The sequence below is a fragment of the Pseudoxanthomonas mexicana genome, assembly GCF_010093385.1.
In the GTDB taxonomy this organism is placed as follows: Bacteria; Pseudomonadota; Gammaproteobacteria; order Xanthomonadales; family Xanthomonadaceae; genus Pseudoxanthomonas_A; species Pseudoxanthomonas_A mexicana.
This window is the reverse complement of record NZ_PDWV01000041.1, coordinates 19,388-33,959: the sequence shown is the minus strand read 5'-3', so window position 1 is coordinate 33,959 and position 14,572 is coordinate 19,388. Positions and strand designations below refer to the sequence as shown.

Here is a 14,572-nt window from a genome sequence, read left to right as displayed (position 1 = left end):
GGGAGGGCAGGGCCTCAATCTGCGGCAGAATGCGCCGAGCGCCCCTTCCGGAGAATCCTGTGAAGCCCGTCCTTGCCCTGTGCTGCGCGTTGTTGCTGGTGCCCTCGGCGTTGGCCGCCGAAACCCTGAAGTACGTGGCCCTGGTGGACGGTGGCAAGAAGGCCGGCGAACAGACGGTCACCACCGGGGACGACGGCGTTACCCGGGTGGACTTCATCTTCAAGGACAACGGACGCGGTCCGGAATTGAAGGAGGAGTACCAGCTGGCCGCGGACGGGACTTTCCAGCGCTACCAGGTGAAGGGGGTTTCCACCTTTGGCGCGCCGGTGGACGAGACCTTCACCCGCGACGGCGACACGGGACGCTGGAAGAGCACATCGGACGCGGGTACGCACACGTTCACGGACACCGCGTTGTACACGCCCCTGGGTGGCACGCCCGCGACCACGTCCGTGGCCCTGGCGGCCCTGGCCAGGCGTCCCGATGGCAAGCTGCCGCTGGTGCCGAGCGGCACGCTGACCCAGCGCAGGCTGGCATCGATGGACATCAGCAGCGGTTCGCAATCGCGCACCGTCGACCTGCTGGCGCTGACCGGCATCGGCTTCACGCCATCGTTCGTGTGGGTGACGCGCGAGGCGCAGCCACGCATGTTCGCGTACATCTATCCGGGCTTCCTGCAACTGATCGAGGACGGCTGGCAGGGCACGGCCAACACCCTGGAAGCGCGCCAGAAGGTCGCCGAGCGCGAGGCGCTGGTGGCGCTGCAGCAGCGCCTGGCGCATCCCTTGGCCGGCACCACGCTGATCCGCAATGCGCGGGTGTTCGACAGTGAGAAGGCCGTACTTGGCGGGCCCTCCGACGTGGTCGTGCGCGACGGCAGGATCGTATCGGTGTCGCCCGCGGGACAGGCGAAGGTCGACGCGCAACAGGTGGTGGACGCCGGCAACCGCGTGCTGCTGCCGGGCCTGTACGACATGCACGTGCATGCAAGCAGTTGGGAGGGCGGCCTGCACTTGGCGGCCGGCGTCACCAGCGCCCGCGACATGGGCAACGACAATGCCACCCTGCAGCAGCTGATGGCCGAGGAGAAGGCGGGCACGCTGATGCATCCGCGGGTGATCCCGGCCGGCTACATCGAGGGCCAGAGCCCGCACTCCTCGCAGGGTGGCTTCGTGGTGAAGGACCTGGCCGGCGCGAAGCAGGCCATCGACTGGTATGTCGATCACGGGTACCCGCAGATCAAGATCTACAATTCGTTCCCGAAGGAGATCCTGCGCGACACGACGGCCTACGCCCACCAGCGCGGCATCCGCGTCAGCGGTCACGTGCCCGCCTTCATGCGGGCGCGGGACGTGGTGGAGCAGGGCTACGACGAAATCCAGCACATCAACCAGGTGATGCTGAACTTCTTCGTCACCCCGGAGACCGACACGCGCACGTTGGCGCGCTTCTACCTGGTGGCCGACAGGACGGACGGGCTGGACTTCGACAGCAAGCCGGTGCAGGACTTCATCGCCGAGCTGGCGAAGAAGCAGGTCGTCATCGACCCCACGCTGGCGACGTTCGAGTTCCTGCACCAGCGCGAAGGACAGCTGTCGCCGATCGTCGCCGACGTGGCCGACCACCTCCCGCCGGACGTGCAGCGCAGCCGCCGCGCCGCCGAACTGGATATCCCCGACGATGCCACCGGCGCACGCTACAAGCGCAGCTTCGACAAGCTGGTCGACTTCACCGGCCGCATGTACCGCGCCGGCGTGCCGCTGGTCGCCGGCACCGACGAACTGCCGGGCTTCACCTTGCAGCGGGAGCTGGAACTGTACGTGCAGGCCGGCCTGACGCCGGCGCAGGTGCTGCAGGTGGCCACCTGGAACGGCGCCAAGTACAGCCGGACGCTGGACGAGGCCGGTTCCATCAGCCCCGGCAAGCGCGCGGACCTGGTGTTGGTGGATGGCGACCCCACCGTCGACATCGCCGACGTGCGCAAGCTGGCCCTGGTGATCAAGGGCGGGCAGGCGTACTACCCGGCCGAGATCCACGAGGCGCTGGGCATCGCGCCCTTCGCTGCGCCGGTAAAGGTGCAACCGGCGCGCTGACCCCGCATGCCTGCGCGGGTGGCCAGGGGCCTCCTGCGGGGCGTGCGGCCACTTGCCCGCATCGCGCGGCGGGGGTCTGATAGCGCCTTTCCAGGAGCGCGCGCATGACCACTGCCTACGACTTTTCCGCCCAGGACATCGACGGCCGCGAGCGGTCGCTTTCGGATACCAGGGCAAGGCGCTGCTGATCGTCAATGTGGCGTCCAGGTGCGGCTTCACGCCCCAGTACACCGGCCTGGAAGCGTTGTGGCGCGAATTCGGTTCGCAGGGTCTGGTGGTGCTGGGTTTCCCCTGCGACCAGTTCGGCCACCAGGAGCCGGGCGACGAAGCGGAGATCCGCAATTTCTGTTCGCTGAACTACGACGTGACCTTTCCCCTGTTCGCCAAGATCGACGTCAACGGCGATGGGGCGCATCCGCTGTGGAAATGGCTGAAACAGGAGAAGAGCGGATTGCTCGGCATCAGCGCCATCAAATGGAACTTCAGCAAGTTCCTGGTGGGGCGCGATGGCAAGGTGATCAAACGGTCCGCCCCCACCGACACGCCGGAATCCATCGCCGGCGACATCCGCGCTGCGCTTGGGTGAGCGACATGGCCGGCGCGGCCGACGGCCCGGTGTTCCACATCGAGTTCGCGGGCACGGACTACGGTCTGCGCGCGTGGGCGACCGGCGTGAACGGGTCGCTGGAAACCACGCTGGCGTGCTGGCGCACGATCGCCGAAGAGGTGCGTCGCCAGTCGCCGCGTGGCCTGCTGGTCGTCGACGACATGGAAGGCGAACCGCCGCCGCCGGATCAACTGCTCGAATTCGTGCAGGCCATGCAGGGGCAGGGCATGGAAGCGGTGCGCATCGCGTACGTGGAGCGGCATGCCGAGCAGATCCCGCAGGTCGAGTTCGCCGGGTTGCTGGCCAACGAGCATGGATTCGAAGCGCGCATCTTCGCCGATGAGACGGCCGCGGCGCTGTGGCTCCGCTACGGGGAACGCTGAGGTTCCAGGCGCGCCGGGCCGGCTGCCGTCAGCAGCCGCTGCGTCAGCGGCGACCACACCTTCCACGCATGGCCGCCGTCGACCACCGCCACATGGTCGGCCGGCAGCAACCCGGCCAGCGGCGGCATGGCGCCGGCCAGGCGGTCCTGGGCGCCATAGCCCAGCCATACCGTCCGGGTGCGGTCGGGGGCGCGCTGCCAGGTCTGCAGATGGCGCCAGAGTTCGCGCTGGTAGTTGCCTGCATCCACAGCGGCAGGAACGGGCCCCGCTTCCCATGCACCCAGGCCGTCGCGTCGGATCTCGTCGATGAGCGGGCGTTTGCCCAGGTAGGGCGCCAGCAGGACCAGGCCATCGGCTTCGCCCGGGTAGGCGCGGTCGTACATCAGGCTGCCCATGCCGCCCATCGACGCGCCCAGCAGCCACACTTCGCGATATCCGCGCTGGCGGGCAGGCGATACCACTTCCGCATGCAGGCGTTGCGGGGCCCGTCCTTCCATGTAATAGGCAAAGCCCAAGCCTGTCAGCAACACATCCGCGTCCGGCCATGCGGACTGCACCGCCGGGACGATGCCGCTGGTGCGCAGGGCCGCGATGTCGTCGCCGCGTCCGGGCAGCACCACGACCAGTCGGGTGGCCGGCGTACCGGCCGGGATCAGTGCTTGCGGTATCGGCGCGCGCGCATTTCCCCCACCTGGCAGGCACGCGCCCAGCAGCGCCGTCGTGGCGAACAGGACCAGCGACAGCAGGATCCTGCGCGCGATGCTCATGGGGCGTCGACCTGCCGCTGCAGCGCTTCTTCCGGCAGAAGTTCCAGCAGTTCCTGCATGAAGGACTGCAGGACGTCTTCCGAGTATCCGCGGTGCGTCTGCGCGATCAGGCCATCCTGGGCGATGATGAACATGTTGGGCAGCGCGGTGACGCCGTAGCGGTCGCTGACGATGCCGCGCTCGTCGTGCACGTAGGTCAGGTCCAGATCTTTGTTGGCGCGGATCACGGCGTTGAAGTCCCGGCGAGGTTCCTTGAAGTTGACCGCGATGACTTCCAGATGCTCGCGTCCCACGACCTCCTGGACCTTGCCCAGCATGGGCAGTTCGCGGCGGCAGGGGCCGCACCACGACGCCCAGAACGTCACCACGACCACCTTGCCCTGCAGGGCCGCCAGGTCGATGACGTTGCCCCCGCGGTCCTTCAGGCCGATGGTCGGCGGAAGCTCCCCGATTCCGGGCTGCTCGGCAGCCTGCACACAGCTACTCGCGGCCAACAGGGCCGCCAGCCAAAGGCAACGCATCATGCGCGGATCCTCCCCAGGACGTAGCCGCGAGCGTAGCACCTGTGCGCAGGGTTTCGATGGCCGTGCGCGCAGCCGGCGCATCGCGGGGTCTACTTCTCCACGAAGGCGCGTTCGAACACGTACTGGCCCGGTGTGCCGATCCGAGGCGCGGCGCTGAACCCGCGGCTGTCCAGCAGCGCGCGGAAGTCGGCCAGCATCTGGGGGCTGCCGCAGATCATGGCCCGGTCGCGTTCGGCGTCCAGCGGCTCGATGCCCAGCGTCTGCGTCATGGCGCCGCTGGCCATCAGATCCGTTAGGCGACCGTGGTTGGGAAAAGCCTCGCGGCTCACCGCCGGGTAGTACAGCAGCTTCTCGCGGATGGTCTCGCCGAGGAACTCGTGCTGCGGCAGTTCCTTCTCGAAATAGTCGCGGTAGGCCAGATCCTCGGCGTGGCGCACGCCATGGGTCAGGATGACCTTGTCGAAACGTTCGTAGGTTTCCGGGTCCTTGATCACCGACAACCACGGCGCCAGGCCGGTGCCGGTGCCCAGCAGGTACAGGTTGCGGCCGGGGTGCAGGTCGCTGATCAACAGCGTGCCGGTGGGCTTGCGCCCGATCAGCAGGGTGTCGCCGGGCTGGATGTGCTGCAGGCGCGAGGTCAGCGGGCCGTGGGCCACCTTGATGCTGAAGAACTCGAGTTGTTCTTCCCAGTTGGCGCTGGCGATCGAATAGGCGCGCATCAGCGGCTTGCCGTCGACCTCCAGGCCGATCATCACGAACTGGCCGTTCTCGAAGCGGAAACCGTCGTCGCGGGTGGTGGTGAAGCTGAAGTAGGCGTCCGTCCAGTGACGGACGTCGAGCACCGTCTCGGTGCCGAACGCAGAGGACATGGGGGAAGTCTGGGCTGTCGGTTCAACGCGATATTGTAGCCGACCGGTCCGGGGCGGCCTTGATCGTACTCAATCCGCGCCCTGCGGATCCGGCGTCATGCTCCCGCGTCGATGGAAGCAGAGCTGCTCGACGGCACGCCGCAGGGGACGCGCGGTCAGCAGCAGGTCCATCGGGGCGTCGAACTGCCCGTGATCGAACGCCCATCGCAACAGGCGCTTGAACGCGAAGCCGGGGACAGGCGGTGCAACGGGAGTACCCGATGACGATTCGCCGGCCAGGCGGCCGGCCAGCATGCGTCCGATGGTCGCGCCGTGGCGCAGGCCCGAATGGATGCCGCCAGCGGTCAGCGGCGACACCATGCCGGCCGCATCGCCGACCAGCACCACGTCGTCCCCTCGCATCGGGCCGACCGCGCCACCACAGGGAATCAGGCCGGCGCGGATGCTGTCCGGTGACCGCGTGACCGACAGCCCCATCATCGGCGCGACGTGGCGCAGGAAGCCGGCCATGTCCGGTGCCTGTGTGTTCCCTGGCCGATACCGCCGCGCCAGGCCGGCCTGCACGCCCGTCGGTGTCTGTGCCATCCAGCCAAGATAGCCCGGCGCAAAACGCTTGCTGATGAAGCAGTGCAGCGCGTCCGGTTCGCGCAGGGCCACGCCATCGAACTCGTATTCCACCCCGTGGAGGAACTGCTTCACCCGTCCCAGGCCAAGCCGTTGGGCGACCCGCGACCGCGCGCCATCCGCGCCCACCAGCACGCGTGCGCGACCCACGCCTTCGACCTGCCATCCGGTAGGCGTGCGCACGGCATTGCGGAACGGGCCCCCCCGACGCAGCTCGACGCCGCAGGTTTCGGCGTGTTCGCCGAGCCAGCGCATGAGTGCCGGCGTGTCGGTGGTGTGGAAGCGGTATCCGTCCGCACCCAGTCGCACGCTGCGCAGGTTCGGCGCGTACAGGCGAACGTGCGGCACGGCACGCAGCAGCGCTGGCGGCATGCCGGCCAGCAAGGGCGCATCGCAGGCCTCCTGCACCAGGATGCCGGTGGTGTGCACGCGTTCACCCAGATCCTGTTTGCGGTCGATCACGCATACCGCCAGGCCGTGCAGGGCCAGTTGGTGGGCGCAGGCCAGGCCGGCGAATCCTGCACCCACGACTATCACGTCATAGTTGTTGTCCTGCATGTCCGGGCACGGGCTCCATCGCGGAAGGCGATGCAGGGTGCGGGCCATGCGGGGAGCGGCGATGAAGTCGCCATGAAGTCGCGGCGCCCGATCCGCGGAAACGAAGAAGGCGCCGATGGGCGCCTTCTCCGTGTTGCCTCAGCCGTGTCCGCCGCTGCGGGGACCACGCTGCCCCCCGCCGCCAGGACGGCCGCCGGGGCCGCGTCCTCCGGCAGGTCGCCCACCCGGTCGCGGGCCGGCATGTTGCGGGCGATTGCCGCCGCCTCCCGGACGGCCTTGCGGACGGGGACCGCGCGGCTGCTGGCCGTAGGGATTGAAACCGGGGTTGGCGTGATCGGACGGGAAGCTGGGGGCGCTGGCAGGGTGGCCATAAGGACGCGCCGCGCGCTGCGGCTTGCCCGCGGTGCCCTGCGCGCCCCGCGGTCCACGTTCGGCGCCGAAGCCCGCGCGGTCGCTGCCGAAGCGGTCGCCGCCGAAGCCGCCCTGTCCACCGCCAGGACCCCGCTTGCCTGCACCGCCGCCGGGCTTGCCGCCGGCACCCGGACGGCCCCCCGGCTTGCCGCCGTAGGGCTTCTTCGGGCCGCCGGGGCCGGCATTGCGATGGCCGGCGGGGCCGGTGTCCACGCCCTCCGGCACGTACCAGCTGCGGAACGCCGCCGGATTGCCTTCGGGCAACGGCTTTGGACCCTTGGGCGTGCGCTGCTTGAACGGACGCTGCGACTGCTTCGCCGCCTGTTCGCCGCTGACGGTCAGGCCGCCATACGGCTTCTTGCCGCGACCACCGCGGCCGCGGTCTTCGCGCACATGGTCGAAGCGTCGCAGCTCGCGGCCTTCGTCGGCGCTGTTGTGGCCGTTGACGTAGGCGCTGCCGCTGCGGCCACCACCCACGTGCACGGTGCTCTTGGAGGCCTTGCGCTGGCCGATCACCGGTTGCAGCGTCAGCGCGGCGGGCGTGCCGTCCTCCAGGCCCAGGTCCTTGCGCAGCGCTTCGACCTGCGCATCGGGCAGTTCCTGCGACTGGCCGCGCAGCAGCGGCTGCGGCAGGCTGACCTTGCCGTAGCGCACGCGCTTCAGTCGGCTGACCTGGCAGCCCTGCGATTCCCACAGCCGGCGCACTTCGCGGTTGCGGCCTTCCTTGACCACCACGCGGAACCAGTCGTGCGAGTCGGTGCCGCCGATGCGTTCGATCTCGTCGAACTTCGCCGGGCCGTCGTCCAGCGCCACGCCACGGCGCAGGCGGTCGACGACGTTGTCCGGCACGCTTTCCTGGCCTTCCGGGGCGCGCACGCGCACCACGTACTCGCGCTCGACCTCGTACGACGGATGCATCATCGCGTTGGCGAGTTCGCCGTCGGTGGTCAGCAGCAGCAGGCCGGTTGTGTTGATGTCCAGGCGGCCGATCGCGATCCAGCGCGCACCCTTGAGGGCGGGTAAGGCTTCGAAGATCGTCGGCCGGCCTTCGGGGTCTTCGCGGGTGGTGACTTCGCCTTCGGGCTTGTTGTAGATCAGCACGCGCGCCGGTTCGGTCAGTGCGCTGGCCACGAACGTCTTGCCGTCCAGCTCGATCTTGTCGCCAGCCTTGACCGACATGCCGGTCTGCGCGGTTTCGCCATTGACCTTGACCAGGCCATCGGCGATGCGCTGCTCCAGCGCGCGGCGCGAGCCCAGGCCGGCCTGCGCCAGCACCTTGTGCAGGCGCTCTTCCAGGCGCGGGGCTTCGGTCGGGGCGCTTTCGCGCTTCAGGGACAGCTTGCCCAGCGAGGGCTTCTTGGGGGTGTTGCTCATTGTTTCTGCTCCGACGGTGCCCGGTCTTCCTGGTCGGAAGCAGCGGCGTCGTCATCTTGGGGTTGAGGTTCGTCGGTGTCGCCGGCGTCGTCGCCTGCGTCATCTGAGGGGGTGTCTTCGCCGGCATCGTCCGATGCCGCGCTGTCGTGGTGTCCGTCGCCGTCCGTGTCGGCACGGGCATCGCCGTCATCGTCCGCGACAGTAGTGCTTCCTTCCTGTTCGCCGTCGACGGCATCGCCGCTGGCGATGCTGACCGGCAGCGGGGCGCCATCCAGCGGAAGCTGCGGTTCCAGTTCGCCGATGTCCTTGAGTTCGGACAGGGGCGGCAGTTCGTCCAGGCGCTTCAGGCCGAAATAGTCCAGGAAGGCCTTGGTGGTGCCGAACAGCGCAGGCTTGCCGGGCACGTCGCGATGGCCGACCACGCGGATCCATTCGCGCTCTTCCAGCGCCTGGATGATGTTGCTGCTGACTGCCACGCCGCGGACCTGTTCGATCTCGCCGCGGGTGATCGGCTGGCGATAGGCGATCAGGGCCAGCGTTTCCAGGGTGGCACGGGTGTACTTGGTCTTGCGCTCGGTCCACAGGCGCGCCACCCAGGCGTGCACGTCGGCCTTGACCTGGTAGCGGTAGCCGGAGGCGACTTCGACCAGTTCGACGCCACGGTCGGCGCAGGCTTCGGTCAGCTGCTGCAGGGCCTGCTCGACACTGCCTTCCGGCGCGGGCTCGTCCTCGGGGAACAGGCCGTGCAGCTGGGCCAGCGTCAGCGGCTGGGTGGCGGCCAGCAGGGCGGCCTCCACGATGCGGTTGATGAGCGATTGATCCATGCGGTCCTGTCGTTCGGAAGTGCGGCGGGCGATGGCCCGGCCGCGGTCACGGGCTGTCGTTGGCGGCGTCGCTGTCGTCGAATTCGCTGGAGAACTGCAGCGGTTCGTTGGTGTTGTTCAGCGCCAGCGACTTGATGTAGATCGGGGCGAGCGGGGCTTCCTGCACGATGTCGAGCAGCTGTTCCTTGGCCAGTTCCAGCATGGCCAGGAAGGTCACCAGCACGCCCAGCTTGCCTTCCTCGGGGGTGAACATGCTTTCGAAGCGGTGGAACTTGCCGTCCTCCAGCCGCGTCAGCACGTCGCCCATGCGCTGGCGCACGCTGAGCGCCTCGCGCTTGATGGCGTGGCCGCTGAACAGCTCGGCGCGCTTGAGCACGTCGTGCAGGGCCAGCAGCATTTCCTTCAGTTCCACCGGCGGCGGCAGCCTGACGGCCGCCCGGTCGGGGACGTCCGCGTGCACCGGCGTGGTGTCGCGGTCCTGGCGGGGCAGGGCATCCAGGTCTTCGGCGGCCTGCTTGAAGCGCTCGTACTCCTGCAGCCGGCGTACCAGCTCGGCACGCGGGTCGCCTTCCTCGCCCTCCTCGGTGACCGGCCGGGGCAGCAGCATGCGCGACTTGATCCCGGCCAGGATGGCCGCCATCAGCAGGTACTCGGCGGCCAGTTCGAACCGCAGCTCCTGCATCACGTTGATGTAGTCCACGTACTGCCGGGTGATCTCGGCGACGGGGATGTCCAGGATGTCCAGGTTCTGCCGGCGGATCAGGTACAGCAGCAGGTCCAGTGGGCCTTCGAACGCATCCAGGATGACTTCCAGCGCGTCCGGCGGGATGTACAGGTCCTGGGGGATCTGCAGTACCGGCTGGCCATGCACCACCGCCAGCGGCATTTCCTGCTGCTGCGGATGGGCGGGCGGGTGTTGTGGGTTCGCGTCGGACGCGAGTTCTGGGCTCATCAAGAAACAGCCATCGTGCGGATCACCAAGCGGGCCTGCGCACGGCAGGACGGCGCGGCACCGGCAATGCACCAACCATCATCATCATGCGTCGCAGGGCGAACGCTTCCCTTACAGCAACCAGCAAAGCACACCGCGGAAGGCGGCGGCGGACAGCGAGAGGTCGTCGGGCGCGGGCGGGTGGGGGCAGCGAATCGAACGTCCCGGTGGTCCCTCGACGGGGCAGGGAGGCCGGCGCTGCCGGGTCTTCCCATGGACGGGCCGCTGCTTCCGGCCGTGCAATGAACGACAGGGTAAGCCCTGGCCCGGACCGTGTCCAGCACCCGGCCACCGGTGCGCACGTACAATTCAGGCTTCTCCCCCGGAGTGAAACATCATGTGGTATGCCATTGAAGGCCACGACGCGGCCGACGCCCTGCCCAGGCGACTGGAAGCCCGCCAGGCGCATCTGGCGCGGCTGACCGCGCTGCGCGACGAGGGGCGCCTGCTGCTGGCGGGACCGTGCCCTGCGATCGATGCCGAGGATCCGGGCCCGGCGGGCTTCAGCGGCAGCATCGTGATTGCCGAGTTCGATTCCCTGGAGGATGCGCGGGCCTGGGCCGAGGCTGATCCGTATGTCGCGGCGGGCGTGTACGCGCGCGTGGACGTGCGCCCGTTCCGCAAGGTGCTGCCATGACCAGGATCGAGCGCATCCGCGAGGCCCTGGCTGCGTTGCAGCCTGTGACCCTGGACGTGATCGACGACAGCCACAAGCACGCCGGCCACGAGGGCGCGCGCGACGGCCGGGGGCATTTCACGGTACGGATCGTCAGCCCGGTGTTTGCCGGCAAGGCGCCGCTGGCCCGCCACCGCGCCATCTACGCGGCCCTGGGCGAGATGATGCAGACCGACATCCATGCGCTGACCATCGAGGCGAAGGCCCCGGGCGAGGCGGCCTGACGCCCGTCGCGGTTTCCGGCACTGCGTCATGCAGGCGCGGATGAAAACGTTTACATTCGCCCCCTTTCGCATCGCCGGGAGGGCGCCATGACCCGTTACCAACACTCCCTTGCTCCCACGCCCCTGCGGGTCGGCCTGCTGGCCGCGCTGCTCGCGGCCCCCGTCGCGGCCAAGCCGCCGGTCTACGCCACCCCGGCCGAAACGGCCTTCGTCGACGCGCTGATGGCGAAGATGACGGTGGAGGAAAAGCTCGGCCAGCTGAACCAGCCGCCGGGCGTGGGCAACAACACCGGCCCGGCCGCGATGGCCGGCAACGAGGACCAGATCCGCCGGGGCGAGATCGGTTCCTACCTCGGTACCCAGGGCGCCGCGCTGACCTGCCGCCTGCAGAAGATCGCGGTGGAGGAATCCCGGCTGGGCATCCCGCTGCTGTTCGGTTACGACGTGATCCATGGCCACCGCACGGTCTTCCCGGTGCCGCTGGCCGAATCGTCCAGCTTCGATCCGGAGGAAGTGCAGCACGCCGCGCGCGTCGCCGCGGTCGAGGCCGCCGCGCACGGCATCCACTGGACCTATGCGCCGATGGTCGACATCGCGCGCGATCCGCGCTGGGGCCGCATCGTCGAAGGCGCAGGCGAGGATCCTTATCTGGGCTCCGTCCTGGCCGCTGCGCGCGTGCGCGGCTTCCAGGGCGACGACCTGCGCAAGCCGGATGCGGTGCTGGCCACGGCCAAGCACTTCGTGGCGTACGGCGCGGCCGAGGCGGGGCGCGACTACAACGTGGCCGACATTTCCGAGCGCACGCTGCACGAGGTCTACCTGCCGCCGTTCAAGGCCGCCATCGATGCCGGTGCGCAGTCGATCATGGCCTCGTTCAACGAGATCGCCGGTGTGCCGATGCATGCGCACCGGCCGCTGATCCAAGACCTGCTGCGCAAGGAGTGGGGCTGGGACGGCCTGCTTGTCAGCGACTACACCGGCGTGATGGAACTGATGCCGCACGGCGTGGCGGCGAACCGCGAGCAGGCCGGTGCGCTGGGCCTGCGTGCCGGCGTCGATGTCGACATGGTCAGCCAGATCTACGTGAAGGACCTGCCCGCCGCGGTCAGGGCGGGTCGCGTGCCGATGGCGGAAGTCGATGCCTCGGTGCGCCGCGTGCTCAATGCGAAGTACCGGCTGGGCCTGTTCGACGACCCGTACCGCTCCTGCACGCCGGATGGCGCACGCGAGCGCGCGCTGACGCTGACGCCCGAGCACCGCGCCGCTGCGCGCCGCATGGCGCAGAAGTCGATGGTGCTGCTGGAGAACGAGGGTGACGTGCTGCCGTTGTCCAAGTCCGTGCGCACGCTGGCGGTGATCGGTCCGCTGGCCGACCACCGTCGCGCGATGCTGGGCAACTGGGCGGTGGCGGGGCGCGAGGAGGACGCGATCACGCCGCTGGAAGGCCTGAAGGCCGCGCTCGGCGACAAGACACGGCTGATCGTGGCCAAGGGCGCCGACATCGACAGTCAGGACACCAGAGGTTTCGCCGATGCCGTCGCCGCGGCGAAGCAGGCGGACGCGGTGGTGATGTTCCTCGGCGAACACCCGGACATGAGCGCGGAGGCGAACAACCGCACTTCGCTCGACCTGCCCGGCGTGCAGGAGCAACTGGCGCTGGCCGTGGCCGCGACCGGCAAGCCGGTCGCCCTGGTGTTGCTCAACGGCCGTCCGCTGTCCATCGGCCGACTGAAGGGCAAGGTGCCGGCGATCCTCGAAGCCTGGTTCCCCGGCGTGGAAGGCGGGCCGGCGATCGCCGACGTGCTGTTCGGCGACGTCAATCCGTCGGCCAAGCTGCCGGTGACCTTTCCGCACAACGTCGGCCAAGTGCCGATCTATTACGCGCACAAGAACACCGGCCGTCCGCCGAGCGAGCAGGAGAAGTACACCAGCAAGTATCTCGACGTGCCGTGGACGCCGCTGTACGCCTTCGGCCATGGTCTGAGCTACACGACGTTCCGCTACGACGCGCCGGTCGTGTCGAAGAAGACGCTGGTGCCCTCGGCGTTGCAGCAGCAGGTCAGCGTGCGCGTCACCAACACCGGCAAGCTGGCCGGCGAGGAAGTCGTGCAGCTGTACGTGCGCGACGATGTGGCCAGCGTCACGCGACCGGTGAAGCAGCTGCGCGGATTCCAGCGGGTCGCACTGCAGCCCGGCGAGTCGAAGGTCGTCACCTTCGCGTTGGGCTTCGATGATCTGGCGATGCTCGATGACCGCATGCAGCGCGTGGTCGAGCCGGGTACGTTCACTGTGTTTGTCGGTGGCAGTTCCGACCGCACGCGCGAGGTCGGATTCGAGGTCGCAGACCGCTGAATCCGGGGCGCTGCAGCACGGGTCAATATGTTGCGGCGCAAAATACTTGCGGATACCTGGGTTATCCGCAAGTACATGATCGTAAAGAGTTTTCGGCATTGAATAACGCGGGCTTTACACGTTTCCGTGAAAACGGTTACAGTCCGCGCCACTTGCAGCAGTCATCACCGCGGAGGGGCGGGGAATGGCGCGAACCTCGGTCACCATCAAGGATGTCGCACGTGAGGCACGGGTTTCCGTGGCGACCGTGTCGCGCGCCTTGAACGGGCACGAGAACGTGGCCGAGTCCGTGCGCCAGCAGGTCCTGGCCACGGCCGACCGCCTGCGCTATCAGCCGCACGCCGCCGCCCGCAGCCTGAGCAGCCGGCGCACCCAGACCATCGGCGTAGTCCTGCCCGACCTGTATGGCGAATTCTTCTCCGAACTGATCCGCGGCATCGACCAGGTGGCCCGCGCGCGCCGCCAGCACCTGCTCGTGTCGAGTTATCACGGCCTTCCGGAAGAGCAGGGTGAAGCCCTGCGCGCCATGCGGGGCCGCGTGGACGGTCTGCTGGTGCTGTCCCCATACACCGACCAGCCCGGCTTCCTGGTGGACAACCTGCCATCGTCGCTGCCGGTCGTGCTGATCAACACCGATGTGCAGGAAGCGGCCTATCCGGCGCTGACCATCGACAACTACAGCGCCGCCGTGGCGATGGTCGAGCACCTGGTGCAGGCCGGGCACCGGCGCATCGCCTTCATCGGCGGGCCGGAAGGCAATTTCGACGCGCGCGAGCGCCTGCGCGGCTACCGCGATGCGCTCGCCCGCCTTGCGCCGGAGGCGCCGCCGCAGGAGTTCGCGGGCGACTTCAGCGAAACGGCGGGCTACGAGGCCGGGAAGCGCATCGCGCAGGCGGCGGACCGGCCGCAGGCGGGGTTCGCCGCCAACGACATGATGGCGCTGGGCTGCCTGTACGCCTTCAACGAGGCCGGTGTGCGCGTCCCGCAGGACATCGCGCTAGCAGGCTTCGACGACATCCCGCTGGCGCGCTTCGTTCCCCCGACCTTGACCACGATGCGGGTCAGTATCGCGGAATTGGGCGGGCAGGCCATGAGCCGGCTGTTGGACACGATCGACTCCGACGGCGAGCGCGTGGCGCCGTCGGCGATGCTGGTTCCCGAACTGATCGTGCGGGAGTCGAGCATCGGAGCGGTGCCGCGGGCGAAGAAGTAAGAGAAAGAGGCACCCGCTTTTTTTTGGGCGGGCTTGTAACCGATTACAGGCGGCCATCAAGCCGGCCCGCAATGAAACGACT

General features: G+C 68.6%; 12 protein-coding genes and 2 pseudogenes. 7 read left to right on the top strand and 7 right to left on the bottom strand.

Annotated elements, in window-relative coordinates; genetic code table 11:
* Window positions 1–59 precede the first annotated feature (59 nt).
* The 3 genes and pseudogenes from CSC76_RS14155 (at window position 60) to CSC76_RS14145 (ending at window position 3,083) form a co-directional block, all read left to right on the top strand.
* Window positions 60–2,093 (top strand): amidohydrolase family protein, encoded by a 2,034-nt coding sequence (locus CSC76_RS14155; RefSeq protein WP_238394984.1) that lies wholly within the window; start codon window positions 60–62, stop codon window positions 2,091–2,093.
* 104 nt (window positions 2,094–2,197) lie between these two features.
* Window positions 2,198–2,679, top strand: a pseudogene (locus CSC76_RS14150) (glutathione peroxidase).
* Complete coding sequence (locus tag CSC76_RS14145) at window positions 2,676–3,083, top strand: hypothetical protein (protein WP_162110639.1); 408 nt, start codon at window positions 2,676–2,678, stop codon at window positions 3,081–3,083. The pseudogene CSC76_RS14150 and the gene CSC76_RS14145 overlap by 4 nt, the downstream one beginning before the upstream one ends.
* On the opposite strand, the gene CSC76_RS14140 is transcribed toward CSC76_RS14145, so the two are convergent.
* The 7 genes and pseudogenes from CSC76_RS14140 to CSC76_RS14110 form a co-directional block, all read right to left on the bottom strand.
* A complete protein-coding gene (locus tag CSC76_RS14140; protein ID WP_162110638.1) occupies window positions 3,068–3,850 on the bottom strand; it encodes an alpha/beta hydrolase in 783 nt (260 codons plus the stop codon). The genes CSC76_RS14145 and CSC76_RS14140 overlap by 16 nt on opposite strands.
* On the bottom strand, window positions 3,847–4,374 hold the full coding sequence (locus tag CSC76_RS14135) for a TlpA disulfide reductase family protein (protein ID WP_162110637.1): 528 nt from the start codon (window positions 4,372–4,374) through the stop codon (window positions 3,847–3,849). Before CSC76_RS14135 ends, CSC76_RS14140 begins: the two co-directional genes overlap by 4 nt.
* A gap of 89 nt (window positions 4,375–4,463) precedes the next feature.
* Entirely contained in the window at window positions 4,464–5,243 is a 780-nt protein-coding gene (locus tag CSC76_RS14130; RefSeq protein ID WP_162110636.1) for a ferredoxin--NADP reductase, read from the bottom strand.
* A 69-nt stretch (window positions 5,244–5,312) separates the two neighbouring features.
* Complete coding sequence (locus tag CSC76_RS14125) at window positions 5,313–6,473, bottom strand: NAD(P)/FAD-dependent oxidoreductase (protein WP_238394983.1); 1,161 nt, start codon at window positions 6,471–6,473, stop codon at window positions 5,313–5,315.
* Between the two features lie 90 nt (window positions 6,474–6,563).
* A complete protein-coding gene (locus CSC76_RS14120) occupies window positions 6,564–8,210 on the bottom strand; it encodes a pseudouridine synthase (RefSeq protein ID WP_162110635.1) in 1,647 nt (548 codons plus the stop codon).
* 265 nt (window positions 8,211–8,475) lie between these two features.
* Window positions 8,476–9,034 (bottom strand): annotated as a pseudogene (gene scpB / locus CSC76_RS14115) (SMC-Scp complex subunit ScpB); the annotation flags it as partial.
* 46 nt (window positions 9,035–9,080) lie between these two features.
* Entirely contained in the window at window positions 9,081–9,986 is a 906-nt protein-coding gene (locus tag CSC76_RS14110) for a segregation and condensation protein A (protein WP_162110634.1), read from the bottom strand.
* A 376-nt stretch (window positions 9,987–10,362) separates the two neighbouring features.
* Between CSC76_RS14110 and CSC76_RS14105 the strand changes: the two genes are divergently transcribed.
* From CSC76_RS14105 to CSC76_RS14090, 4 genes are all read left to right on the top strand, one after another.
* Window positions 10,363–10,662, top strand: a complete 300-nt coding sequence (locus CSC76_RS14105) for a YciI family protein (protein ID WP_162110633.1) — start codon at window positions 10,363–10,365, stop codon at window positions 10,660–10,662.
* Entirely contained in the window at window positions 10,659–10,925 is a 267-nt protein-coding gene (locus CSC76_RS14100) for a BolA family protein (RefSeq protein WP_162110632.1), read from the top strand. The genes CSC76_RS14105 and CSC76_RS14100 overlap by 4 nt, the downstream gene beginning before the upstream one ends.
* An 87-nt stretch (window positions 10,926–11,012) precedes the next feature.
* Window positions 11,013–13,277: a beta-glucosidase BglX gene (gene bglX / locus CSC76_RS14095; protein ID WP_162110631.1), complete on the top strand. Its 2,265-nt coding sequence runs from the start codon at window positions 11,013–11,015 to the stop codon at window positions 13,275–13,277.
* 184 nt (window positions 13,278–13,461) lie between these two features.
* The gene (locus CSC76_RS14090) at window positions 13,462–14,490 is read left to right on the top strand and encodes a LacI family DNA-binding transcriptional regulator (protein WP_162110630.1); all 1,029 of its coding nucleotides are present in this window, start codon (window positions 13,462–13,464) and stop codon (window positions 14,488–14,490) included.
* Window positions 14,491–14,572 lie beyond the last annotated feature (82 nt).

What these genes read in the sequence shown, in the direction of transcription:
- CSC76_RS14140 (WP_162110638.1), bottom strand. Translation starts at nt 3,850, where the DNA reads ATGAGCATCGCGCGCAGGATCCTGCTGTCGCTGGTCCTGTTCGCCACG.
- CSC76_RS14135 (WP_162110637.1), bottom strand. Translation starts at nt 4,374, where the DNA reads ATGATGCGTTGCCTTTGGCTGGCGGCCCTGTTGGCCGCGAGTAGCTGT.
- CSC76_RS14130 (WP_162110636.1), bottom strand. Translation starts at nt 5,243, where the DNA reads ATGTCCTCTGCGTTCGGCACCGAGACGGTGCTCGACGTCCGTCACTGG.
- CSC76_RS14125 (WP_238394983.1), bottom strand. Translation starts at nt 6,473, where the DNA reads ATGGCCCGCACCCTGCATCGCCTTCCGCGATGGAGCCCGTGCCCGGAC.
- CSC76_RS14120 (WP_162110635.1), bottom strand. Translation starts at nt 8,210, where the DNA reads ATGAGCAACACCCCCAAGAAGCCCTCGCTGGGCAAGCTGTCCCTGAAG.
- CSC76_RS14110 (WP_162110634.1), bottom strand. Translation starts at nt 9,986, where the DNA reads ATGAGCCCAGAACTCGCGTCCGACGCGAACCCACAACACCCGCCCGCC.
- CSC76_RS14105 (WP_162110633.1), top strand. Translation starts at nt 10,363, where the DNA reads ATGTGGTATGCCATTGAAGGCCACGACGCGGCCGACGCCCTGCCCAGG.
- CSC76_RS14100 (WP_162110632.1), top strand. Translation starts at nt 10,659, where the DNA reads ATGACCAGGATCGAGCGCATCCGCGAGGCCCTGGCTGCGTTGCAGCCT.
- bglX (WP_162110631.1), top strand. Translation starts at nt 11,013, where the DNA reads ATGACCCGTTACCAACACTCCCTTGCTCCCACGCCCCTGCGGGTCGGC.
- CSC76_RS14090 (WP_162110630.1), top strand. Translation starts at nt 13,462, where the DNA reads ATGGCGCGAACCTCGGTCACCATCAAGGATGTCGCACGTGAGGCACGG.